Below are 25,301 nucleotides of genomic sequence, written 5' to 3'. Positions count from 1 at the left end.
ATTTTATCTTGATAAAAATGAAGAATTTGTAATTTATTTTTATGTATTAAAATACTTTTGTTACAATCTGTAATAAATGTAAATTTGCGGCTTAATTAATTTAGTGAAAAGCTTAGAACCTTAGTAACTTAGAATCTTAGTCACTTAGAAATGAAATACAATCCAAACGAAATAGAAGCCAAATGGCAAAAATATTGGGCCGAGAATCAAACTTTTGCCGCAAAGAATAATTCTGAAAAACCCAAACATTATGTGTTGGACATGTTTCCTTACCCATCCGGGGCAGGATTACACGTAGGACATCCGCTGGGTTATATTGCTTCAGATGTTTATTCTCGTTTCAAAAGGCATCAGGGTTTCAATGTCTTGCATCCAATGGGGTACGACAGTTTTGGATTGCCGGCAGAACAGTATGCGATTCAAACCGGACAGCGTCCGGAAGATACTACACGTGTCAATATTGATGGTGGAGTAGATAAAGAAGGAAAACAAATAGCAGGATATAGAAAACAGTTGGATAAAATTGGATTTTCATTTGACTGGAGCCGTGAAGTGCGAACTTCAAATCCGGACTATTATAAACATACACAATGGATTTTTATCCAGTTGTTTAATTCATGGTACAACAAGAATACTGACCAAGCAGAAGATATAGCAACTTTAATTGCTCTTTTTGAAAAAGAAGGAAATGCAACTGTAAATGCAGTTTCGGATGATAACATCGGAACTTTCTCAGCTGAGGAGTGGAATGCTTTATCGTCTGACCAGCAGGAGAAAATCCTTTTGCAGTACAGATTGACTTATTTGGCAGAAACAGAAGTAAACTGGTGTCCCGGTTTAGGAACGGTTTTGGCTAATGATGAAATCGTAAACGGTGTTTCAGAACGTGGAGGATTTCCGGTAATTCGTAAAAAAATGACCCAATGGAGTATGCGTATTTCAGCTTATGCAGAGCGCTTGCTTCAAGGTTTAAATGAAATCGACTGGAGCGAGTCTATTAAAGAATCACAAAGAAACTGGATTGGAAAATCAGTTGGAGCGTTAGTAAAGTTTCAAGTTTTAGGTTTCAAGTCTCAGATTGATGCGCAAAGTGATGAAACTTTAAACGTGAAACCTGAAACAAATTTTATTGAAGTATTTACAACCCGCCCTGATACCATCTTTGGAGTGACTTTTATGACTTTGGCACCGGAACATGATTTGGTGGCTAAAATTACAACTCCGGAACAAAAAGAGGCAGTTGAAGCGTATATCGAAAAAACAGCAAAACGTTCCGAGCGCGAGCGTATGGCTGATGTAAAAACCATTTCGGGAGTATTTACAGGAGCTTATGCAGAGCATCCATTTACGAAAGAACCAATTCCGGTTTGGATTGGGGACTATGTTTTGGCCGGATACGGAACAGGTGCAGTGATGGCAGTTCCTTGCGGAGATGAGAGAGATTATGCTTTTGCAAATTTCTTTAAAGGTCAGAACGGAATGCAGGAAATCAAAAATATTTTTGCCAACGTTGATATTTCTGAGGCCGCTTATGGTTCGAAAGACAATGTGGAGATCGCAAATTCTGATTTCCTAAACGGATTAAATTATAAAGAAGCTACTCAGGCCGCTATTACGGCCTTAGAAAAATTAGGGCAGGGAATTGGAAAAACCAATTACCGTTTGCGTGATGCGGTTTTCTCCCGTCAACGATATTGGGGTGAGCCATTCCCGGTTTATTATGTGAATGGTCTTCCAAAAATGATTGATGCACAGCATTTACCGATTATTTTACCTGAAGTAGAGAAATATTTACCAACCGAAGATGGTTTGCCTCCATTGGGAAATGCAGCAGTTTGGGCTTGGGACACCACAAATAATAAAGTTGTCAATACCGATTTAGTAGATCATGCAACGATTTTTCCTTTAGAATTGAATACTATGCCGGGTTGGGCAGGAAGTTCCTGGTACTGGATGCGTTATATGGATGCACACAATGAAACCGAGTTTGCAGGCAAAGAAGCATTAGCGTACTGGGAAAGTGTTGATTTGTATATTGGAGGAAGCGAGCACGCAACCGGACACTTATTGTATTCCCGTTTCTGGAACAAATTTTTAAAAGACAAAGGTTTTGCGCCAACCGAAGAACCATTCAAAAAACTGATCAATCAGGGAATGATTTTGGGGACGACAGCTTATGTTTATAGATTAGAAGGAACGAACACTTTTGTGTCTAAGAATAAAATTGGAGATCAGAATGTACAACCGCTTCGTGTGGATGTTAATTTTGTAAATTCTTCAGATGAATTGGATGTAGAAAGATTTAAAAACTGGAGAGAAGATTTCAATACGGCAGAATTTGTTTTTGACGAAAACGGAAAATATATCGTCGGACGTGAAGTCGAGAAAATGTCGAAATCATATTACAATGTAGTAACTCCGGATGATATTTGTAACGAATACGGAGCCGATACCCTGCGTTTGTATGAAATGTTTTTAGGCCCATTAGAGCAGGCAAAACCTTGGAATACGGCTGGTATTTCGGGAGTATTTGGTTTTCTTAAAAAGTTATGGAGATTGTACTTTGATGATAATGGTTTAATCGTAAACAACGACGAACCAACAAAAGACAATTTAAAATCATTGCATAAAACCATTAAAAAAGTAGCAGATGACATCGAGAGTTTTTCTTTCAATACCTCTGTTTCTCAGTTTATGATTTGTGTAAATGAATTGTCTGCTCAAAATTGCCATTCAAGAGCCATTTTAGAACCGCTAGCAATTTTAGTTTCTCCTTATGCACCACATATTGCAGAGGAATTATGGCTGCAATTAGGAAATAAAGAATCAATCGCGGCAGTTGATTTCCCTGTTTTCGAACCCAAACATTTAATAGAGACCAATAAAGAATATCCGGTTTCTTTCAACGGAAAAATGCGTTTCACCATCGAATTGCCTTTGGATTTAACCAAAGAGCAAATTGAAGAAATTGTCATGAAAGACGAAAGAACTTTACGTCAATTAGATGGGAAAACACCAAATAAAGTGATTATTGTTCCTGGTAAGATTATCAATCTTGTAGGATAAATAAATTTTTCAATACTATAAATTCCAAATTCCAATTTTACGATTGGGGTTTGGAATTTTTTTTGCACTTATTTTTCAGCCAGGAATTATACAAATTTTGAATATAGAAATTTCAAATTTCATTTTTTGTTGGGATTTGGGATTTTTTTGTCATTTCGACCAACGGGAGAAATCACACTAGTTAATCGACAAAGATTGTCGACTTGGTTTGCGGAGTTTCTTGTGTGATTTACTTCGTCAGTCGCTATCGCTCGAGTATCCTTCGTCGTAAGGATGAAAAGCTAGAGGTGAGTTTTTTTTGAAACAGCTCCAGCGGAGCAAAATATTTATAGCAAATGTAATTTTACGGTTTCAAGAAGCTCCGGCGGAGCGGAATATAAATATTTGAGAGAGCCTCGTTTTGTAGTTTTTTGTATTGACCGGAATTGATATTGTCGTGTGAAAAGATATTTTTTATGAAAAAAAATAATTAATTTTTTGAAGTGTCTGAACCCTTGTGAAAACTGAGGATTCGGGCTTATAGGTGGAGATTGGGATCTGGGTTTTTGAGGTTGAAAATTGTTTTTTTTAAAATAATTTGTAACATTTTAAAACATCTCGTATCCAAAAGGCGAATTTAACTAATAAACCATTTAACAACTTAAATCTATTAAAAATGAAAAAGTATATCATCTTAGTTATCGCCTTATTATTTTCAGCAGTATGTTTAAATGTATTTGCACAAACAAAATCGTATCCGTTCGAAGTTCTTAAAACCGGAAAAGGAAAACAAGCCGTAGTATTTATTCCCGGATTTGCCTCTTCCGGAGATGTGTGGAAGGATACCAGAGCCAATTTAGAAAAAGATCACACTTGTTATACACTTACCATGGCAGGTTTTGCCGGAGTGAAACCACAGCCGAATGCAAGCTTCAAAAATTGGGAAGCTGAAATTGCAGACTTCATCAAAACAAATAAAATCGAAAAGCCAATCGTAATTGGTCACAGTATGGGCGGAGGATTTGCACTGGCTTTGGCAGCAGATTATCCGGAATTGGTTGGTAAAATTGTTGTAGTTGACGCGCTTCCATGTATGGCTGCTCTGATGGATCCTAATTTTAAATCAAAAGAAGATAACGACTGCTCGTCAATGGTGAATCAGATGACGGCTATGACCGAGACTCAGTTTTTGGACATGCAGAAAAAAACAATGCCAAGACTGGTTCAGGATGCTTCAAAAATTGATATGATAGTAGACTGGAGTGTAAAATCAGACCGAAAAACATTTGCCGAAATGTATTGCGATTTTTCTAATACCGATTTAAGAGAAAAAATCGCACAAGTAAAATGCCCATCATTGATTTTACTGGAATCTTATTTTGTAAATTTAAAACCTGCTATTGAAGGACAGTATCAAAATTTAAAAAATGCTAATTTTCAATATGCCGGTAAAGGGTTACACTTTATTATGTATGATGATGCAGCATGGTATTTAAATCAGGTGAATAATTTCGTAAAATAGTACTAATGGAATTTGAAGTTATCTATAAAACGTATTGGGATAGAATTTTCAGACTTTGCATGGGTTTTGTCAACGATTATGATATTGCTCAGGATCTGGCTCAGGAGACTTTTGTTATTGTCTGGCAAAAACTGGACACCTTTAGAAGCGAGTCGGGCATAGGAACCTGGATTTTTAGGATAGCTTCTAATAACTGTTTGCGGCAAATTGAAAAAGAAAAGCGTTTTCTTAAATCAGATCTTCCGGTGAATTTACAGGAAGAGAAACAGCAATCGTTAGAACCTCAGATCCAGTTTTTGTACCAGTGTATTGCTGAATTGCCTGAAACGGAACGTATTATTATTTCGCTCGAACTTGAAGAGGTAAAGCAGGCTGAAATTGCCAAAATTGTGGGGCTTTCGGAAGCAAATACAAGAGTGAAAATTCACAGGATAAAGGAAAAACTGACTCAAAAATTTAAGGAAAATGGACCAAAATAACAATATAGATTTCAAAGATTTGTGGAAAAAACAATCCGTAAGTCAGCCTGATATGAAAGATTTATTGGGAAGATTGAAAGAATTTAAAGCAGCCGGCCTTCGCCATCTGTGGATTACTAATATTTTGCTTTTGGCAACTACTGCATTTATTGCTTTTGTCTGGTATTACTATCAGCCGGAATTTATTTCTACCAAAATTGGAATTGTACTGGTGATTATAGCGATGATAATGTATGTTGGTGTTTATAATGGATTATTGGTTGGTTATAAAAATATCGATACCACACAATCCAATCAGGAATACCTGCAGCGATTGATTCTAATCCGAAAAAAACAGCAGTTTATGCAGTCGACAATTCTGAATCTGTACTTCATTTTACTCGGTGCCGGAATAGGTTTGTATATGTATGAGTATACTTTGAGAATGACGCTTGTTAATGCATTGCTAATTTATGGAGTGGTATTGCTTTGGATAGGAGTGAACTGGTTTTACATTCGTCCGAAACAAATTAAAAAACAACAGGAAAAAATCAACGATCTGATCGGGAAATTTGAAGAAGTCAATAAACAACTGGAGTTGTAGAGAAGTTTTTTAGCTTTTGTAGAGTTACCTTAGGAATACCTTGACGCTAGAATGTCAAAATGACATTTTTTGAATTTGGTTCAGAATTTGCGGTTTGTTCTGTAAATTTAGTAATCAATCAAAAAAAATAAAGATATGGGAAGTGGATATTTGATTCTTGCCGGAGCAATTATGTTGTTCAGCTGGATAGTGAGTTCAAGGCTCAAGAGTAAATTTGAGCAGTATTCTAAACTGCAATTAAGAAATGGAATGAGTGGTGCTGAAATCGCCGAAAAGATGCTGGCTGATAATGGTATTAGAGATGTTCGTGTTATTTCGACACCTGGTCAGTTAACAGATCACTACAATCCTGCAGATAAAACCGTAAATTTAAGTGAGGTGGTTTACAACGAACGTAATGCGGCTGCGGCTGCGGTGGCTGCACACGAATGTGGTCATGCGGTACAGCACGCTGTTGGTTATGAGTGGTTGACAATGCGTTCCAGACTGGTGCCGATTGTAAGTATTGCATCCAATTATGTACAATGGATTTTGTTAGCCGGAATTTTAATGATCAGAACCTTTCCAGGGCTATTGCTGATCGGGATTATCATTTTTGCGGCAACAACTTTATTTACAATTATTACATTGCCGGTAGAGTATGATGCAAGTAACAGAGCATTGGCTTGGCTGGAAAATAAAAATATGCTGACGCAGCAAGAGCAAGCCGGAGCTAAGGATGCGTTGAAATGGGCTGCGAGAACCTATGTTGTTGCCGCTATCGGATCAATCGCAACCTTGTTGTACTATATCTCGGTTTATTCCGGAAGCAGAAGGAATTAATTTGATAATTAGAGAATTAGATAATTTGTCAATTAGATAATTTAAGACAAGACCCGACAGGTTTTTAAAACCTGTCGGGTCTAATTGTTTATAAGGGTAGAAGAATTATCTAATTATCTCATTCTCTAATTGACACATTAAAGAGCTTCTAAAGTTGAATTTGCCTGTCAATCTGCTGATCTAGGGAAATAAAAGTTTCCGTTCTTGAAACGCCTTCTATTGCCTGAATTTTAGTGTTTAAAAGTTGCATTAAGTGTTCGTTATCTCGACAGATGATTTTGATCAAAACCGACCAGTTTCCTGTGGTGTAGTGGCATTCTAAAACTTCGGGGATTTTTTTTAAATCTTTCACAGCCTCAGAGTTTCTGGAGGCTTTGTCCAGATAAACACCAACAAAGGCCATGGTGTTGTATCCCAATACTTTTGGATTAACGGTAAATTTAGAGCCCGAAATAACACCCGATTGTTCCAGTTTTTTCAACCGCTGATGAATTGCAGCTCCGGAAATACCTATTTTATTAGCAATTTGCAAAATGGGTTTTCGCGCATCGTCCATCAGGTAGCGTAGGATTTCTTTGTCGATACCGTCAATTTCAATAATAAGGGAGTTGATTTTCATTGGAGTTGTGATTTGAAACTAAATTTAGTTATTTGGTTGTAGTTGTAAATCAAATGTACTCAAAATGATTTTAAAAATAAAATTCCAATCTTTGAAATTCCAAATGGAAACTGAAAATGTTGCTTGTTTTTCTTTGTTAGAGTTTTGAGGGATTTAACAAAGATTGGGGAGAGGATTGTTTTTAAAAAGAAAAATTCCAAATTTCAACTCTATGGTTGGAATTTGGAATTTTAAAAATTGTTATGCTAAAAGGATTATTTTCCTTTGTTTGCTTCTGCAATATATTTCTCTAAAGCCATCGTCATTGAAGGTGTTTCAGGAGTTGGAGCAAGAATATCAATTCTTAAACCATGATCAAGCGCTTCTTTTTGAGTTGTGCTTCCAAAAACAGCAATTCTGGTATCGTTTTGTTTAAAATCAGGAAAGTTTTTAAACAATGATTTGATTCCGGTTGGACTGAAAAAAGCCAAAACATCATAGTAAACATCAGCCAGATCAGATAGATCGCTCATTACTGTTTTGTAAAAAACAGCTTGTGCCCAATCTACTTTCAGATTGTTTAATGTTACAGGTGCATCAGCGTTTAACTGATCAGACGCCGGTAAAAGGAATTTTTCGTCTTTGTATTTTTTGATAAGCGGTGATAAATCTGCAAAGTCTTTTGCTCCCACGTAAATTTTACGCTTTCTATACACAACATACTTTTGCAGGTAAAATGCAACAGCTTCAGATTGGCAGAAATATTTCAATCCTTCAGGAACTTTATAACGCATCTCATCTGCTACTCTGAAAAAATGATCTACCGCATTACGGCTCGTCAAAATGATTGCAGTATAATGATTAAGATCGATTTTCTGTAATCGGATCTCTTTTGCATTAACCCCTTCCACATGAATAAATGGTCTGAAATCAATTTTTATTTTGTGTTTTTGTTGGAGCTCAAAGTAAGGAGAATTTTCCACTTTAGGTTCAGGCTGTGACACCAAAATTGTTTTCACTTTCATATTATAAACATTTACTAAGCCGCCTGTTTTGTAATCCAATAATACAGGAAATAATAAGGGGCTATTTCAAGAGCGCAAAGATATAAAATAAAATAAAATAACTTGCTGATTATTGCATTTTGATACGTTTTTATTGAAATAAAATAAGAGTACAGGCTAATACACAGCGAAATGGCGATTATTGCAAGGGGTACAATCTTAGGAATATTGTCATAATAAAACAAAACAGCATTAACAGGAAGGATTAAAACGCCTATATAAGTCCTGTAGGTTACTTTTTGTAAGTTAAAAAGTTCTGCAAATTCGTCAATGTTGAATGAAGTGGCTACAATTTTTTCAATTAAAAATTTTCCCAGAATAAAGTAAAGTAAAAAAGTAGCAAGCTGAATGAATAAAATCCAGTCCGTTTTCGACGCATATCCAAAAATGTGCATGGTAAGCTGGATGAAAAAAGCATACGAAACAACTTGTACAAAAAACAAACCAACCGTAAAACTGCTTCTTAAATGATTGTTGTCGCGATAGATTTTAGCATACTTGTCAGAAAAAATAAGCTTACTGAATTCGCTAAATCGGGTTTCGTAAGCTGATTTAGTCATGGCAACAACAGCAAAGGTCAACACGAATAAAAGTGTTGCCCAGTCTTTGTTTTCCAGAATTCGGGGGTGAAGTTGTTCAATCATAGCGATGCAAAATTAGTAATTTTTTGTATCAATAGTTTTATTATATATTTATTATGAATCAAATGCTATAAAAAGTTTACTTTTGCGGTGAAATTACTCAGAAAAATGAATGATTGTATTGTCATAATCCCCACCTACAACGAAATCGAAAATATTGAAAGCATAGTTAGAGCTGTACTTTCGCAACACAAACCTTTTCATCTTTTAATTATCGATGATAATTCGCCTGACCACACTGCCAATAAAGTAGTTGCATTACAGGAAGAATTTCCGGGACGGTTATTTTTAGAAAAAAGAGCTAAAAAATCCGGTTTAGGAACGGCCTATGTCCATGGTTTTAAATGGGCATTAGAACGTCAGTATAATTTCATTTTTGAAATGGATGCTGATTTCTCTCATAATCCAAATGATCTTGAGAAATTATTCGATGCCTGCCATTTTGGTGGAGCAGATTTAGCGATTGGTTCCCGATATGTAACAGGAGTAAATGTGGTGAACTGGCCCTTAAGCCGTGTTCTGATGTCGTATTTCGCTTCGGTGTATGTGAAATTTATTACAGGAATGAAAATTCACGACGCAACAGCAGGTTTCGTTTGTTACAAACGAGAAGTGCTGGAAAATATCAATCTCAACAAAATTAAATTCGTGGGTTATGCGTTTCAGATTGAAATGAAGTACAGGACATACTGTGCTAAATTTGAAATTAAAGAGGTTCCGATTATCTTTACTGACAGAACAAAAGGAGTTTCTAAAATGAGCAATGCCATTATCAAAGAAGCTATACTGGGAGTAATTTCACTTCGATTGAAAAAACTAGTCAATACTTTATAAAGCTATGAAAATGAATAGGGTTCTAATAAAAAATGCCAAAATTGTAAACGAAGGATCTATTTTTGAAGGAGATGTTTTAATCGAAAACGATCTGATTGTTGAAGTGGCGGACAGCATCAGTTTAAAAACATCCGATTGTAAAGTAATCGATGCTGAAGGGAATTATTTAATTCCGGGAGCAATTGATGATCAGGTTCATTTTAGAGAACCGGGACTAACACACAAAGGAGATATCGAGTCAGAGTCAAGAGCTGCGGTGGCAGGAGGAATTACATCTTTCATAGAGCAACCTAACACAGTTCCGAATGCTGTAACTCAGGAAATATTAGAAGATAAATATCAGGTGGCGGCAGTGAAATCATTTGCGAATTATTCGTTTATGATGGGGGCAACTAACGATAATCTGGAGGAAGTTCTAAAAACTAACCCAAAGAATGTTGCCGGAATAAAGATCTTTTTAGGATCGTCAACCGGAAATATGCTGGTAGATAATGAGGCAGTTTTAGAAAAGATTTTTTCAAGTACTCCGCTTTTAATCGCGGTACACTGTGAAGACGAAACGACGATTAAAAATAATTTACAGCTGTACAAAGAACAATATGGTGATGATATTCCGGTAACGGCGCATCATTTAATTCGCAGTGAAGAGGCTTGTTATATTTCTTCTTCAAAAGCGGTAGCACTAGCGAAGAAAACGGGAGCTCGTTTGCATATTTTCCATCTTTCAACTGCGAAAGAAATGGAGTTGTTTACCAATAAAATTCCACTAGAAGAAAAGAAAATTACTGCCGAAGTTTGTGTGCATCACTTATGGTTTACAGACGAAGATTATAAAACCAAAGGGAATTTTATTAAATGGAACCCTGCGGTAAAAACAGCAGACGATAGAAAAGCATTATGGGAAGCTTTAAATGACGGACGTATTGATGTAATTGCAACCGATCATGCCCCACATACTAAAGAAGAAAAAATGCAGCCTTATGTGAATGCTCCATCTGGCGGTCCGCTTGTGCAGCATGCGGTTGTAGCGATGTTTGAAGCGCATCATCAGGGAAAAATCAGTGTGGAGAAAATTGTGGAGAAAATGTGCCATAATCCGGCTAAACTTTTCAAAATAGAAAAAAGAGGTTTTATCAAAGAAGGTTATTTTGCCGACTTAGTGATTGTAAACCCAAGTTTGCCGTGGAGTGTGAAACCTGAAAATATTCTGGCGAAATGCGGATGGTCGCCTTTTGAAAATTTTACTTTTAAGTCGAGAATTACACATACTTTTGTAAACGGTGAAATGGTTTACAATAACTTTAAAGTAAAAGACATTCGCGCAGGAAAACGTCTATTGTTTGACAGATAAAAAGCTGAAATGAAAAATTTTATAGTAATAATATTGGTGTTGTTTCTTTCTGTAAGTTGTAAAAAAGAGCTGGTAAAGCAGCCTGCAAAACTTATCGGGAAAGATCAAATGATTGATATTATGTATGATTTGTCAATCCTTGAAGCTATGAAATACCAGCATCCGGTTTCGGCAGATTCAGTTGAAACCAATCCTACTGCTTTTATTTTGAAAAAATATAAAGTGGATAGTGTGCAATTTTCACAAAGCAACCGTTACTACGCTGCCGATTATGAGAATTATAAAAGTATATTCGACGAAGTAGGAAAGCGTTTGGCTGTCAACCAAAGAGCTACAGATTCAATTGTGAAAATTGAAGAAAAGAAAGCAGCAAAAGAAAAGAAGAAACCTATAGTTAAAGATACGATCAAGAACAAGCTGAGTAAGGCGAGTCTGGACTCTATCCGAAAAACAACACGATTAAAGAGATAGTTAAAGTCTCGAAACATCTTTTATGTACGCATGTACATCCTGAAAAACCGTTCCCAGAGCGGTTTTTATTTTTTCATTAGAATATAAATTACTGGAATAAGAAGCTTTTGCAGTTGCTTTTGTCAGGCGTCTTTTCTGAAAAAACAGAGTCGAAAAAATTCCGTCGGCAATCCAAAGGAAATTCATGAATAAAGGTGTGGCATGAATGGTTGGTCTTTTTACTTTTAAAGCATCGGCAATAGTATTCAGGATGTTCTTAAAGACAATATTGTCGGCAATTAAAGTAAAGCGTTCGTTTTTAATGTCACTCTTCATTAACGTAGAAGCTATTTTTACGACATCCGTTATGGTGATAAATCCGGTACTTCCAAGAGTGTAAAAAGAAAGACCGTTTGCAACTTTTGCATAAAGTTCTGCGCTTCCTTGTATGTGGGTTTTGTTTTTTGGGATTGGTCCTAAAATAACACCCGGATTTAGGATGATTACATCTAAACCTTCCTGTAAACCGCGCCAGACTTCCATTTCGGCTCCGTATTTAGAAATCGCGTAATCACTATGAGGTTTTTCGGGATTCCAGTCTGTTTCTTCAGTGATATAAGTTTCGTGAGCTGCTAAATCACCTAAAGCAGCAATAGAACTTATAAAACAGAACTTTTTTACGTCTTTGGCAATAGAAAAATTAACCATATTGGCGGTTCCTTCGATATTGGTTTTTCGAAGCAATTCTTCGTCTTTTGGATCAAATGAAATCAAAGCAGCGCAATGGTAGACGTAATCAATACCTGAGAACGCAGTTTCTAAAGAGGGAACATCCAGGATATCGGCTTCAAGCCATTCTATTTTTTCAAACAGATCCACTTTTTTGTACAGCTCAAAAACCGATTTGGTTTTTTGAATGTTATTTTGAGTTCTGTAAATAGCCCGAACGTTTTCTCCGTTCTCAATCAGATGAAGTAATAAATGTGCGCCAACTAAACCTGTACCTCCTGTTATTAATACCATTTTGTAAAGATAACTTTTTTGTTTTTAAGGTGCAAAGGCTCAAAGGTGCCAAGGTCTGATTTTGCTATCAGCAATTATGATCTTCTCTTTGTTACTAAGAATTTTGATGTTGAAATTGCTTTTTACCATTGATATTGAAACTGCTTTTTGTCATTGCCATTGTCATTGATTATATTTGCACAAATTATTTTAAAAATGAAGAATCTAGTTGAAGAATTAAAGTGGCGCGGGTTATATCATGATAGCATGCCAGGAACGGAAGAACAATTGCTAAAAGAGGTAACTGCTGCTTATATAGGTTTCGACCCAACAGCAGATTCGCTGCACATTGGCAGCATGGTTCAGATTATTTTATTGGTTCACTTAAAGAATTTTGGACATCAGCCTATTGCTTTGGTGGGAGGTGCAACCGGTATGATTGGTGATCCGTCGGGGAAATCTGACGAAAGAAATCTGTTGAATGAAGAAACTTTGGCTAAGAACGTTGCCGGTATCAAAAGTGTTTTGTCGCGTTTTCTTGACTTTAATTCAAAAGAAGCAAATGCTCCTGTTATGGTAAACAACTATGACTGGATGAAGGAATTCTCATTTATTGATTTTGCACGTGAAGTTGGAAAACGTATCACGGTAAATTATATGATGGCGAAGGATTCCGTTAAAAAGAGATTTGCCGGAGACGGTGTAGGAATGTCTTTTACAGAGTTTACCTATCAGTTAATTCAGGGTTACGATTTTTATCATTTATATAAGAATAACAATTGCGTGCTTCAAATGGGAGGTTCGGACCAATGGGGAAATATCACCACGGGAACGGAATTGGTACGCAGAATGGGAGGAGAAAGTGCAAAAGCTTTTGCATTGACAACGCCATTGATTACAAAAGCAGACGGATCTAAATTTGGAAAATCTGAAGGTGGAAATGTTTGGCTGGATGCTGATAAAACTTCAGTGTATAAATTTTACCAGTTTTGGGTGAATTCAACTGATGTTGATGCAGAGAAATACATCAAAATCTTTACGTTTTTAGATAAAGAAACAATTGAAGCTTTAATCGAAGAGCACAGAACGGCTCCGCATTTAAGAGTTTTACAAAAGAAATTGGCAGAAGTAATTACCATTTTTGTTCACTCTGAAGAAGAATTGGAAAAAGCAATTCAGGCCTCGAATATTTTGTTTGGAAATTCTACAGCCGAAGATTTGAAGAAACTGGATGAAGCTACTTTTTTAGAAGTTTTTGACGGTGTTCCTCAGGCTGAAATCGCAAAAGCCGATTTAGAAAACGGTTTGGAGATTATTACAGTTTTAAACGAAAAAACAGGTTTTTTTAAATCAAACGGAGAAGCGAGACGTGCCTTAACCGCAAATTCGATCTCGGTGAACAGAGAAAAAATAAAAGAAGATTTTGTTCTAACAGCAAGTGATTTAATCAACGATCAGTTTGTGTTATTACAAAGCGGAAAGAAGAATTATTTTGTGATTAGAGTGGTTTAGATGGTTTAACTGTTTAATTGGTTAACGGTTGATTTGGTTAATTGTTTAACCATTTTTTAGAGAGCGATTAAACGATTTAACAAATTAACGATTCAACATCTAAAGTACCATTAGGTTACAGTCACGAATATCAGAATTATCAAAACGTCCCAATAGCTCGAAAGAGTTGTTGGGATTTTTATTTTAAAGTTCTGATATTAAAAAAGTGATGTTTTTTTTATTAAGTTTATTTCCTAAAACTAACCTTACAGATATGATCGGAATTTTATTTATTTACTGGATTTGGAAAGCATTTACAGGCTTAGCTCTTAAATATGATAAGAATAAATGGGGCTATTTTGCTATTGGAATAGTATCGTATTATGGCGGGGCTCTTGTTTCAGGGTTTGTCGCTGGTTTTTTGAATATTTTTATTGGTGGTCTTGACAGTGTTGACGATGAAGTTTTTATTAATTCAGGGTGGAAAATACTTTTTGTACTTTGTGGAGGTTTGGCCTGCTACGGTGTTTATAAATTATTAGAAAGTAAAGGAGAGAAAGAAAAAGCCCTTAAGAAAATTGAAAGCATTGACAGCATTGGCGTAACGGAAGAGAATTAGGCTTTTTGTTTAATCGAAATTCAATTCAACGATTTAACAAATTAACGATTCAACATCTAAAGTACCATTAGGTTACAGCCACGAATATCAGAATTATCAAAACGTCCCAATACCTCGAAAGAGTTGTTGGGATTTTTTTTACCTAAATCCTGAGTGGCGATAAAGGAACAGGAATTGATATTGGCCAAATCAATCACATTGATTCCGCCAGTTTTTCCGTCTTTTAGATATGTTAAGGCATCTTCGGGATCGCGAACCAAAATGTGCATCCACGAAGGGCATTCAAATACACCTTCACCCAGAGAATAAGCTTGTCCCAGAAGTTCGGTCATGCCGTATTCTGAGTGAATAGCCGAAACACCGAAACCTGCACAAAGCTGCTCGTGTAATTCCTCACGAATCATTTCTTTTCGTTTACCTTTCATGCCGCCTGTCTCCATAATGATAGTATTCTGAAGATTGAACTGATGTTTTTCAATTAAATCGAGTAAGGCGTAAGTAACACCTATCAGGATTACATTTTGACCGGATTCGTCTAAAGCGGTTAGTTTTTTAATCAGGTCGTCATGATTGTGCAGGTAAAACCCACTTTCAGGCTGATTGGAGAGCTTTATTAGATCCTCGACCATATAGATTAACGAAGATCCATCGCGCTCGAGATAAGACGGCAAAAGGGCTAAAACAACATAATCTTCGATATTGCCATAGAATTGTGAAAATCCGTTGCGATAACTTTCTTCGTAAAGACTTACATCGGTCACAATATGTCTGCTGGTAATCATGCCTGTAGTTCCGCTGCTGGTAAAAGTTACCTGAGCAGGATCGTTATTAGAAACTACATTATGACTTTTGAAAAACTGAATGGGTAAAAAAGGAATTTGTTCCAATGATTTTACCTGTTGTGGATTTACTTTTAAAAAATCGCAAAAATCACGATAGACAACGTTATTCTCATGTTGAAAACGAAACACTTTTAGTGCTATTTTCTCAAATTGTTTCTGACTCGAAATCGTGAATATATCGTTGGCTGTGATCAAAACTTTTTTTGTGCAAAGATATTGTTTTTAGTATTCAGTCACAGTTTTCAGTTATCATTTTAGGGTTTCGCAGAAACTGAAAACTGTGACCGCGACTGAAAACTAAAAAAGCTCCAATTTTCATTAGAGCTTTTGTGTTTTATCGAATAATGAGTTTTCGTGTTGCCGAAGCATTTTCTTCGCTTATTTTGATGATGTAAACGCCTGGAACCAGATCAGAAACGTTTAATTCTCGAGAACTTAAATGTGTTTGAAGTACCTTTTTACCCAGAACATCAAAGATGATAATCTCTTTTTCTAAATCATTTTTAGAGGAGATGGTTACTTTTCCACCGGTTACGGGGTTAGGGTACAAGCTTAGACCCTCAATGGTTGCTACCTGTTGAGGTTTTGGTAATTGCTTACTGTCTTGTGCTGAGGCACTTACAGTAAAGAAAAAAGCCAATAAGAAAGTAATATAAAAGTAATTTTTTGCCATCGCGTTATTTTGGTTACTGTAAATATACAAAAAAAAGTACAAAAATTGCACCAAAAAAAAACATCCTAAAATTTTAGGATGTTTTTAACAGTTTATGCTCGAAGTAATTAAAAATCAGCTACTACTGATTAATTATCGATTATAGAAGTGTGTCGTAAATATTTAGGAATTTAATGCGATAAAAAAAGCTGCCTGAAATTAAATTCAGGCAGCTTCATTTTTAATTTTTGTATTTAATTACTTAGTCCAGTTAGCCCAACTTGGTAAGTCAGCACCAGCACCAGCACCAACTGCACCTGTTGTAGTTCCTGATAATTTAGGACCAGCTAAATTAGTTACAGAAGCTCCAAAAGTATAGTTTGCGATCGTAAAGTTACCAGCAGCAATGTTTGCAGTTGCACCAGCATCAGTAGACAATTTAGCAAGGTCTGCAGGCATTCCGTTAGCAACATATAAGTTTGTGTAAGCTTGTTTTCCACCACCTTCTTTGTAGTTGATTGCTTTTTCGTCTGCTAAGAAAGCAGCGTCACCTTTAACGATAGAGATATTAACGATTTTAGCGTTAGTCATTGGAACAGCTCCACTTGGATCTTTTGCGTTTGTAGATCCTTCAACACCAGCTTTAGTAACACCTTTAATGTAAACGTTTGTAGCAGTACCTACCCATCCGTCAGCAAAATCTAATGAATCATCATAAGAGTTAATGATTGTAAGGTTAGTAGCGTTTACAGCTCCACCAAAAAACTCGATACCGTCATCACCACTTTCAAAAGTGTAGATGTCAGATACTACAGTTCCAGAACCTACTCCGAAGAAAGAAACTCCATTGTATTCTTTTTCAGCAGTATATTTAGAACCTGTATAAGATATTTTTAAGAAGTTGATATTTCCAGAAGAATCTGCATTATCATTACCTCCGTAGCTTAAACCACCAACTTCAGTTGTACCGTTATCTCCAGTGTTTACTTTACCATTACCAGCGATAATTAATCCACCCCAGTCACTTTGAGCAGGTGTAGCTTTTCCAGATGTCATAATTACTGGTTTAGCGGCAGTACCGTTGATGTTGATTTTAGCGTTTCTTTCTACAGCAATAAATAAAGATGTAGCTGGTGCAGTAGCAGAACTTTTAATTGTAGTTCCAGCAGGAATAATCAAAGTAGCTCCACCTTTAACAACTAAACCTCCAGTTAAAGTGTAAGTTTTAGTTGGGTCTAAAGTTACAGTACCATCATTAATGTTTCCTTGTAAATCGTCAACTTTCAATACAAAAGTACTTGTGTTTTCGTTCTTTTTATTGTTGTCGTCAGAACTACAGCTTGTTAAAGCAAGTCCTAATATTGCAGCCATTGCAAATAATGATTTTTTCATTGTTGTTGTGTTTTATTGTTTTAATTATTCATGGCAAAGTAAATGAACAGATGTGTTTGTTGAGTTAAGGCCTTATTAATAATATATTAAGGATACTAGGCAAAAAACAAAGACGCTTAATGTAAAGTTTACATTGGGTCTGGTTAATAAAAAAAAGGTGATTAGTAGTAGCTAATCACCTTTTGAGTATTTATGGGTTTACTTTCTTTTAGAATGTGTAGTTTAAAGTAAGTCTGAAATCTGAACCTGCTTTGTATGAAACTGCTGTAATATCACCAATAGATTCTTTTCCCGGTACTTTTCCTTGCTCTTGTACACGTTTGAAAGTTGGGTTCAGGATGTTATTGTAAATAAGACCTAATTTTAAGTTTTTAGTTAAACTTGCATTAGCGATAAAGTCTAATTTGTTTACAGCTTTGTCAACCAGGTTACCTACTCTTGAAGTTCCAATAACAGCCAATTTATCTGAAAAATAAGAATAAGATATTGTTGCGCTGAAATCCTTTCCTTCTCTGTATTCATTTAAAAATGATAAGTTAGCATTTGCTAAAAAATTAGAAGCTCCTGTTAATTTACTTTCAGTAAAAGTAAAGTTTGCTCCAAAATTATTTTCGTTGTTTACTTTATCATTGCTTAGGTCTTGGTTGGTGTATAAATAAGACCCGTTTGCGTCAAAACTAAGTTTTGTTTTTAAGTTGTTGTCTTTTTCAATTTCGAAAATCTCTTTTCTAAATTCTACTTCAACTCCGGCTACTGTAGCTTTATCACCTGTATTTGCATAAGAAATATCATTTGAAGAAGAGTTTAGAAACATTTCGTTGATTGGGTTTTGAATAATTTTTCCAAAAGCAGTTACAGAGATTAATTCTGAACTTTTTGGGAAAAATTCCCATCCTAAATCGAAGTTGTAATTTGTTGAAGCATATAATCTTGGGTTTCCTTCGTATGCCTGTGCAACATCTTCGTAAATAATTGGTACTTTTTCTTTAAACTGAGGAAGTGTATAGGTTTTACTTGCAGAGAATTTTAAATTTTGCTTATCTGTCAAGGTGTATTTCGAGATTAAACTTGGTAAAATGTTAAACTTTGAATCATTAGAATTATCACCATTTGGAACTGTAGTGGTGATATAGAAAACATTTTGAGTTAATTGCTCTAATCTTGCTCCCAATATTACACTTAATCTATCTGTTAACGAATACTGAACATTTGCAAATGCAGCATTAATATCTAAATTTCCATTGTACACTTGGTTAATTCTGTTTGAATAAGAGGAACCCCAATTTGCTTGATTTAAATACTTGTCTACGTGATGAATATCTTCTTTAGGGAAAGAAATGCTAGTTCTGTTCGGGAAGAATGAATATTGTTCCATGTTGTAATCGACATCTTTGAACTTTCCTGAATAACCAACAGTTATTTTTCCTTTGTACGTATCATCGCTTTTTTTGTTGAAATTATATGATAATGCAATATTTGCAGCGATTTCATTTTCCTTTAAGTCTTGAAAGAATCGGTGATTGTTGATGTTAGAGTTGGTGAAAAATGTATAATCTTTAGCATTAGGGGCGTATACAAATGAGTTTTGCATACGATCCGGAATTGAACTGTTAGACATACTGTATCCTACTCCCCAGTTTAAATTCCACTGATCGTTGAATTTGTTTTTTCCTGTTAATTGATTTACAATTAATTGAGTTCTTTCAAAAGTTCCACGTTTGATAAAACCTGAAATTTGTTGAAGAGCATCTCCGCCACCGTCAAAATTCTGGTTTGTTCCTTCGTACTCACTGTAATCCTGATCACTTGAATTTAAGAATAAAGAAGTAAAAAAGATTGAATTTTTGTTGTTGATTTTATAATCAGCAGTACCCATAACAGTTGTAGTGGTGCTATGTTTGTATGACGTTCTCATAAAGTCAGAAAAGATATCTCCATCAGAAGTAATTCCTCCTCTGCTGTATCCTTCGGTATATTTATTTTTTGCGCTGAAGGAACCAGTAACAAAAGTACCGATTGAGCTTTCGTCATTTATGGTAAATCTTTTACCGGCAGATAACGTATAGAAAGCATTTAATATATTCTTGTTTTCTTTTCTGTCCCAGCTTGTCGCATAGCTATATGGCTGAAGTGGAGCATTAGGAACGCCAACTTTTTTAAATCCGGTATAAGTAGGTCCGTCTTGCAAATAAAAATGATCCTGACCTAATACGTTTGTGTTAGCTCCTGTTCCAATTGAAAAAGTAACGAATGGTTTTCCATTGAATTTTTTTGCGCTGATATCAATATTTGCTCCTCCGAAATCTGCATAATTTTGAGATTCAAAAGTTTTACTAATTCCGATATTGTCTACAATATTTGTAGAGAAAATTTCCAATAAAATATTTTTGTTTGCCGGATTGTTTGATGGTAAAGGAAGTCCGTTTAAAGTTGTTACATTATAACGATCTCCTAATCCTCTTACGAAAACATTTCCGGAGTCATCCTGTTTCGAAACACCACTTACTTTAGCAACAGCATTTGCAACGTCGTTAACTCCTTTTCTTGAAATTTCCTCTGCTCCAATAGCTGCTTTAAAGGAAACTGCATTTTTCTGATCTAAAAGTAATGCCGATTCTTTTTGCTTGCTTGCACCTGTCGATTTTACAACAACATCTTTAAGTGTAAAACTTCCTGAAGAAAGTACCTGATTTACAGTGATTGTTTCATTTGCTTTTACAGTAACTGGCTTTTCTACAGATTCATATCCAACGAAACTAAAAATAATGATGTAATTTCCCGGATTTACATTTAAGGAATATTTTCCCTCAATGTCAGTGTTTGCGCTAATGTTTGTTCCCTTTAATAAAACATTTGCAAAAGGTAGGGCTTCATTGTTGGTTTCTTTGTCGGTTAATACACCAGAAATCGTACCTTTGTTTTGTGCGATCGAAATCGTACAGATGAATAATGTGATAAATAGAAATTTTAAATTGAATTTCATTTCAGTGTTGTGTTTAAATTTTTGTGCAAAGAAAAAGACGCTGTGTAAAGTTCATGTTAGCCACTTGTTATGTTTTTGTGTCGCTTAGATTATCAAATTGTTACCAGATTAAATTACCGTTAACCGCAATTTTTAACGGTCGTTTTATTAGTATATTTACCATCTCAAATGAAAATCATCGAATGTATAATAAAGAAAATTTGATGTAAAAATCTCAATTTTTGCTATTTATGAAAAAAACACAAACCAAGATTTTACTAGTTGACGATGAACCAGATATCTTAGAAATCGTTGGCTATAACCTTGCTCAGGAAGGCTACCAGATTGTAACTGCCTCTAACGGAAAAGAAGCAATTGCAAAGGCTCAGAAAGAATTGCCGGAATTGATTATTATGGATGTAATGATGGCAGAAATGGATGGAATGGAAGCTTGCGAACACATCAGAAAAATTCCCGAATTAAATAATGTTATCATAACATTCCTTACAGCAAGAAGTGAAGATTATTCACAAGTAGCTGGTTTTGATGCAGGTGCAGATGATTATATTACCAAGCCAATAAAACCGAAATTATTGGTCTCTAAAGTAAAGGCTCTGTTAAGAAGGTTAAAAGAACAAGAAGTCGTAAGTGATACTTTAAATGTAGGCGGAATAGAGATTAACCGTGAAGAATACAAGATCATTAAAGGTAACGTTGAGATTGCCTTGCCAAGAAAAGAGTTTGAATTGTTTTACCTGTTAGCCTCAAAACCGGGGAAAGTTTTTAAAAGAGACGAAATTCTCGATAAAGTCTGGGGAAATGAAGTGGTAGTAGGAGGAAGAACGATTGATGTTCATATTCGAAAACTTCGCGAAAAAATTGGAGAAGACCTTTTTAAAACAATAAAAGGAGTAGGTTATAAATTTGAAGTTTAGGTTTTTAAGGTACTGAGGTTCTGAGAAGTTAAGTTGCTAAGAACTTTAGTCAGGATCTAAAATCGTTCAAATTGTCTTAAAATATTCAATACATTTAAACCATATAAGAATTGAAGTTTGTGTAATCTTCATTTTCTTATATGGTTTTTGAGTTATTCCTTTCTTGCTTTTGCCCGCAAGAATAGAACTCAAAAACAGAACTTAATTTTCTTAATCTCTAAATGGCTCAATAATTTCAATGAAAATTAATTTTAAAAAAACATACAAATTTGCTGTAAAGTCAGCATTATACATAAGTCTTTTTGCAACAGGATTTGTGATGATATTGATGTCTTTATTTTATAAAAATCAATTAAAGTATCAATTTGCATTCGGAATAATCTTTATAATATCTATTTATGCTTTTTCATTTTTGGTTTTGCAATATCGAGTGGAGCGTTTTATTTACAGAAGAGTCAAGAAGATATACGATGAGGTTTCGTTATTAGAGACCACAACGCTTATCAATCAGCCTATAACTACTGATATGGAAACGCTTTCACGCGAGGTGAAAAAGTTTGCCACCGATAAAAAGCTGGAAATTGAAATGCTGGAGATTAGGGAGCAATACCGACGTGAGTTTCTTGGAAATGTTTCGCATGAGCTGAAAACGCCTTTGTTTACGGTTCAGGGTTATGTTTCGACTTTGCTGGATGGTGCTATGGAAGATAAGAACATTCGAAAAAAATATTTAAAGAGAGCTGAGAAAGGGGTTGAGCGATTGATTTATATCGTTGAAGATCTGGACATGATCACCAAATTAGAATCAGGAGACCTGGATTTAATCATGAGTGATTTTGATATTGTAGAACTGATTCAGAACGTTTTCGATTTATTGGAGATGAAAGCCGACAAAAAGAAAATTAAACTGGCTTTTGAAAGCAAGAATATTAAGTCAGTAATCATTCGCGGAGATAAGGACAGAATTCAGCAAGTTCTGGAAAACCTGATCGTGAACTCTATTAAGTACGGTAAAGAAGGTGGTTTGACTGAGGTGGGAGTGGTTAACCTAACCAAGAAAAAAGTACTGATTCGTATTAGTGATAATGGTGAAGGTGTTGAGAAACAAAATATACCGAGACTTTTCGAACGCTTTTACAGAGTTGATAAAAGTGGAACCCGTTCAGAGGGTGGTTCCGGATTAGGATTGGCTATTGTAAAGCACATTATTGAAGCACATAAAGAGAAAGTATATGTAGAAAGTGAGTTCGGAATTGGTTCTGAATTTTCTTTTACGCTTGAAAAAGCAAATAAAACCGTAAAAGCTGAAGTTAAATAATTGTAAGCTTGTTGAAGTGAAGTGCCGTGAAATCTAGTGTTTTAACACTAATGAAATTTACGTAACCATTTCGCAACAATTCCTTTTTGTTATAGTAACACCTTGTTAATGATATCTTAACATAGGTGGCAGATCTTTGCATTCGAAAAATTAAGGGATCAGAAAACAAAAAGAATGAAAATAAGACTAATAGCAATTCTATTGCTAATTGCTTGTGTATCAAACGCACAGGATTTAAGTAAAGAAGAGGTAAAAAAAGAAGTAGTACGTCTTCTTGATTCAATCAACAAAGCAAAACTGCCAGACACTCCATCCGAAAAGAATGATGATGAAACGGATAAAGATCGTTGGTACGATAAGATTTCTTTAAGAGGTTATGCACAAATACGATACAATGGTTTGTTTTCTACAAATGATAAAGTATCGTGTGATCAGTGCGACAGATCATGGGGGACAACTTCTACTGCCCCGGATGCAAAAGCAAACAATGGTTTATTTATCAGACGTGCACGTTTAGTGTTTTCCGGTCAGGTTCATCCAAATGTATTTTTCTATTTTCAACCTGATTTTGCGAGTTCTCCGGTAACCGGAGTTCAGAATTTTGTTCAGGTTCGGGATTTATATTTTGACCTTTCTTTTGATAAGAAGAGAGAGTACAGATTACGTGTCGGGCAGAGTAAAATACCATACGGTTTCGAGAATATGCAGTCAAGTGGACAGCGTTTAACTTTAGATCGAAACGATGCGTTGAACAGTGCAATATTAAACGAACGTGATTTAGGAATGTTTTTTTACTGGGCTCCGGCTAAAATCAGAGAACGTTTTGAAATGTTGGTAAAAGACGGTTATAAAGGATCAGGTGATTATGGCGTTTTCGCTTTTGGAGTTTACAATGGGCAGATCGCGAATAGATTAGATGGAAACAGAGATTTGAATGTGGTGGCAAGAGTAACGTACCCATTTGTAATTGGAAGTCAGATTATCGAACCTGGAATTCAGGCTTATGCCGGAAAATGGGCTTTTTCAGGTGAAATTTCATCAGGAGTTAAAGTGAACAATTCGCAGCACGTAAAAGATCAAAGGGTTGGAGCAACCTTTGTACTGTATCCAAGACCTTTCGGAATTCAGACAGAGTACAATATCGGAAAAGGACCAAGATACAATGCTGTAACTAATTCAGTAGATGAAACAGATTTAGACGGAGGTTATGTTCTACTGAATTACAAATTAGACATTAAAAAACAGCATATCTATCCTTTTGCCAAATTTCAATATTATGACGGAGGAAAAAAATACGAGAAAGATGCCAGAAGTTATGTAGTGAGAGACTATGAGTTTGGTATAGAATGGCAGCCTCTGAAAGCCTTTGAGCTTACTGCGGAATATGTGATTGCCGACAGAACATTCATAGACAGTGCACTTCCTGTGAACAGACAACAAGGAAATTTATTGCGTTTGCAGGCACAGTTTAACTTCTAGTTTTCATCCTCAAAAACGGTAAACAGAGTATCCCAGTCTATCGTATCGTTAAATTGAGTCAGACCTTTAAACGACTTTACTTTTGAAAGATCTTCAATCGTAAAGTCGTCTTGCATTGCATAAGGTACTAAATTTTCATTCTGAAGTTTTATGGCCAGATATTCCTGCTCGTATTGTCCCGGGGTTGGAATAAAAAAGGCTTTCTTGCCTAATTTTGCCAAATCCATAACGGTCGTGTAACCCGAGCGGCATAATACAAATTCACTTTCGTTAAAAGTCTGTTCCAGCTGTTTAGAGTTCATGAAATTATAATATGTAACATTTCCGGCTTGCCATTTGGTTTGTATTTTTTCCACAATACCCTGAACAAACACTACTTTACCTTTATAATTGGCAACTTCTTTCTGTAATTTTTCGTCCAAAAAAGTACGCTGAGGTTCAGGTCCTGATAGGATAATCATCAGATCATATACTTTCGGAGTGTCCTTTTTACGCATTCTGCTTAATGGACCAATATATTTTAAGTTCAGGCCGTCGGTTTTAAGATGGCCCAATTCTCCGGTTAGATTTACCGTATCATTCGTGTCCGGAACCCAGCACTCCGTGTATTTTTTTATAATATGCTGATGGCATTTACTGGTAAACCAGGTCGTATTTCCGGTCATGACATTCAATTGATGGGTCATAAAAACAGAAGGAACTTTTTTACTGAAAACCCCCAGTCGGTTATCCGAAATAATACCATCTATTCCGTGTTTTTTAATCCAGCTTTTTACAATTTTCTTCTCGTCAAGAATGGCAACAATCATTTTTGGCAGGTTTTTAATCAGCTTCCATTTGAAGTTTTTAGCGTTCTTGGCGTATTCGATATGATAAGATGGTAATTCAAGGGTTTGAATGTATGGAAACTCTTTTCGTAACAATGCTAAAGCAACACCGTCAGAAGCAATTATCGGGATGTAATTGTTTTCCTGAAGCGCTTTTATAATAGGGATGCATCTTGTCGCATGACCTAATCCCCAGTTTAATGGAGCAACTAAAATTGTTTTGTTCGCAGAATAGTCAATGCTCATAGTGTAACACTTTTTAAAAACGAAGATAAAGAAATATGCTTTTTATGTTATTTCGTACGTATTACTAAATTATTAACTCTATAAGGCCGTTCAGCCCATATAATTCGTTGCTTAGGTTGTGGAATTAGTGGTGTTTGGAAGGAAAAG

22 protein-coding genes are annotated in these 25,301 nt (G+C 35.6%); 13 read left to right on the top strand and 9 right to left on the bottom strand.

Features of this window, described 5'->3' with window-relative positions; all coding sequences use genetic code 11:
- Positions 1–150 precede the first annotated feature (150 nt).
- From leuS to OLM58_RS05445, 5 genes are all read left to right on the top strand, one after another.
- The gene (leuS, locus tag OLM58_RS05465; protein WP_264531500.1) at positions 151–3,066 is read left to right on the top strand and encodes a leucine--tRNA ligase; all 2,916 of its coding nucleotides are present in this window, start codon (positions 151–153) and stop codon (positions 3,064–3,066) included.
- Between the two features lie 655 nt (positions 3,067–3,721).
- Positions 3,722–4,567, top strand: coding sequence for an alpha/beta fold hydrolase (locus OLM58_RS05460; protein ID WP_264531499.1), 846 nt, complete (start codon positions 3,722–3,724; stop codon positions 4,565–4,567).
- Positions 4,568–4,572: 5 nt separating this feature from the next.
- Positions 4,573–5,046 (top strand): RNA polymerase sigma factor, encoded by a 474-nt coding sequence (locus OLM58_RS05455; RefSeq protein WP_026109961.1) that lies wholly within the window; start codon positions 4,573–4,575, stop codon positions 5,044–5,046.
- The gene (locus tag OLM58_RS05450; protein WP_264531498.1) at positions 5,033–5,629 is read left to right on the top strand and encodes a hypothetical protein; all 597 of its coding nucleotides are present in this window, start codon (positions 5,033–5,035) and stop codon (positions 5,627–5,629) included. Before OLM58_RS05455 ends, OLM58_RS05450 begins: the two co-directional genes overlap by 14 nt.
- 135 nt (positions 5,630–5,764) lie before the next feature.
- Positions 5,765–6,451 carry a zinc metallopeptidase gene (locus tag OLM58_RS05445; RefSeq protein WP_264531497.1) on the top strand — a complete coding sequence of 229 codons (687 nt, stop codon included), beginning with the start codon at positions 5,765–5,767 and terminating at the stop codon, positions 6,449–6,451.
- A gap of 148 nt (positions 6,452–6,599) precedes the next feature.
- Here OLM58_RS05445 and OLM58_RS05440 read toward each other — a convergent pair whose 3' ends face one another.
- The 3 genes from OLM58_RS05440 to OLM58_RS05430 form a co-directional block, all read right to left on the bottom strand.
- Positions 6,600–7,070, bottom strand: coding sequence for an Lrp/AsnC family transcriptional regulator (locus OLM58_RS05440; RefSeq protein WP_017496220.1), 471 nt, complete (start codon positions 7,068–7,070; stop codon positions 6,600–6,602).
- A gap of 254 nt (positions 7,071–7,324) precedes the next feature.
- Positions 7,325–8,074, bottom strand: a complete 750-nt coding sequence (locus OLM58_RS05435) for a uroporphyrinogen-III synthase (protein ID WP_026109960.1) — start codon at positions 8,072–8,074, stop codon at positions 7,325–7,327.
- Positions 8,075–8,088: 14 nt separating this feature from the next.
- Positions 8,089–8,757, bottom strand: coding sequence for a DUF4271 domain-containing protein (locus OLM58_RS05430; RefSeq protein ID WP_264531496.1), 669 nt, complete (start codon positions 8,755–8,757; stop codon positions 8,089–8,091).
- Between the two features lie 105 nt (positions 8,758–8,862).
- Between OLM58_RS05430 and OLM58_RS05425 the strand changes: the two genes are divergently transcribed.
- Genes OLM58_RS05425 through OLM58_RS05415 form a run of 3 tightly spaced genes read left to right on the top strand, consistent with a single transcriptional unit; the run spans position 8,863 to position 11,410 of the window.
- The gene (locus OLM58_RS05425) at positions 8,863–9,588 is read left to right on the top strand and encodes a polyprenol monophosphomannose synthase (RefSeq protein ID WP_264531495.1); all 726 of its coding nucleotides are present in this window, start codon (positions 8,863–8,865) and stop codon (positions 9,586–9,588) included.
- A 10-nt stretch (positions 9,589–9,598) separates the two neighbouring features.
- Positions 9,599–10,939: a dihydroorotase gene (locus tag OLM58_RS05420; RefSeq protein WP_026109959.1), complete on the top strand. Its 1,341-nt coding sequence runs from the start codon at positions 9,599–9,601 to the stop codon at positions 10,937–10,939.
- A gap of 9 nt (positions 10,940–10,948) precedes the next feature.
- Positions 10,949–11,410, top strand: coding sequence for a DUF4296 domain-containing protein (locus tag OLM58_RS05415; protein WP_264531494.1), 462 nt, complete (start codon positions 10,949–10,951; stop codon positions 11,408–11,410).
- Here OLM58_RS05415 and OLM58_RS05410 read toward each other — a convergent pair whose 3' ends face one another.
- The gene (locus OLM58_RS05410; RefSeq protein ID WP_264531493.1) at positions 11,411–12,412 is read right to left on the bottom strand and encodes an NAD-dependent epimerase/dehydratase family protein; all 1,002 of its coding nucleotides are present in this window, start codon (positions 12,410–12,412) and stop codon (positions 11,411–11,413) included.
- A 195-nt stretch (positions 12,413–12,607) separates the two neighbouring features.
- Here OLM58_RS05410 and tyrS point away from each other — a divergent pair, with 195 nt between their 5' ends.
- Positions 12,608–13,903, top strand: a complete 1,296-nt coding sequence (gene tyrS / locus OLM58_RS05405; RefSeq protein WP_264531492.1) for a tyrosine--tRNA ligase — start codon at positions 12,608–12,610, stop codon at positions 13,901–13,903.
- 253 nt (positions 13,904–14,156) lie between these two features.
- A complete protein-coding gene (locus tag OLM58_RS05400; RefSeq protein WP_264531491.1) occupies positions 14,157–14,501 on the top strand; it encodes a hypothetical protein in 345 nt (114 codons plus the stop codon).
- Positions 14,502–14,557: 56 nt separating this feature from the next.
- On the opposite strand, the gene OLM58_RS05395 is transcribed toward OLM58_RS05400, so the two are convergent.
- The 4 genes from OLM58_RS05395 to OLM58_RS05380 all read right to left on the bottom strand — a co-directional run bounded on the left by OLM58_RS05395 (position 14,558) and on the right by OLM58_RS05380 (position 20,370).
- A complete protein-coding gene (locus tag OLM58_RS05395) occupies positions 14,558–15,538 on the bottom strand; it encodes an acyl transferase (protein ID WP_264531490.1) in 981 nt (326 codons plus the stop codon).
- Between the two features lie 139 nt (positions 15,539–15,677).
- Entirely contained in the window at positions 15,678–16,016 is a 339-nt protein-coding gene (locus OLM58_RS05390) for a T9SS type A sorting domain-containing protein (RefSeq protein WP_264531489.1), read from the bottom strand.
- Positions 16,017–16,253: 237 nt separating this feature from the next.
- Entirely contained in the window at positions 16,254–17,387 is a 1,134-nt protein-coding gene (locus OLM58_RS05385) for a hypothetical protein (protein ID WP_264531488.1), read from the bottom strand.
- 208 nt (positions 17,388–17,595) lie between these two features.
- Positions 17,596–20,370 (bottom strand): TonB-dependent receptor, encoded by a 2,775-nt coding sequence (locus OLM58_RS05380; RefSeq protein ID WP_264531487.1) that lies wholly within the window; start codon positions 20,368–20,370, stop codon positions 17,596–17,598.
- Positions 20,371–20,600: 230 nt separating this feature from the next.
- Here OLM58_RS05380 and OLM58_RS05375 point away from each other — a divergent pair, with 230 nt between their 5' ends.
- From OLM58_RS05375 to OLM58_RS05365, 3 genes are all read left to right on the top strand, one after another.
- A complete protein-coding gene (locus tag OLM58_RS05375; RefSeq protein WP_017496206.1) occupies positions 20,601–21,284 on the top strand; it encodes a response regulator transcription factor in 684 nt (227 codons plus the stop codon).
- A gap of 238 nt (positions 21,285–21,522) precedes the next feature.
- Positions 21,523–22,602 (top strand): sensor histidine kinase, encoded by a 1,080-nt coding sequence (locus OLM58_RS05370; protein WP_202703687.1) that lies wholly within the window; start codon positions 21,523–21,525, stop codon positions 22,600–22,602.
- 174 nt (positions 22,603–22,776) lie between these two features.
- Positions 22,777–24,081: an OprO/OprP family phosphate-selective porin gene (locus OLM58_RS05365; RefSeq protein ID WP_264531486.1), complete on the top strand. Its 1,305-nt coding sequence runs from the start codon at positions 22,777–22,779 to the stop codon at positions 24,079–24,081.
- Here the strand turns inward: OLM58_RS05365 and OLM58_RS05360 are convergent.
- Positions 24,078–25,154: a glycosyltransferase gene (locus OLM58_RS05360; protein WP_264531485.1), complete on the bottom strand. Its 1,077-nt coding sequence runs from the start codon at positions 25,152–25,154 to the stop codon at positions 24,078–24,080. The genes OLM58_RS05365 and OLM58_RS05360 overlap by 4 nt on opposite strands.
- Positions 25,155–25,301 lie beyond the last annotated feature (147 nt).

Source organism: Flavobacterium sp. N502540 (assembly GCF_025947365.1).
Taxonomy (GTDB): Bacteria; Bacteroidota; Bacteroidia; order Flavobacteriales; family Flavobacteriaceae; genus Flavobacterium.
Note: the sequence above shows the minus strand (reverse complement) of the source record. Positions and strands in the feature narration are given on the sequence as shown.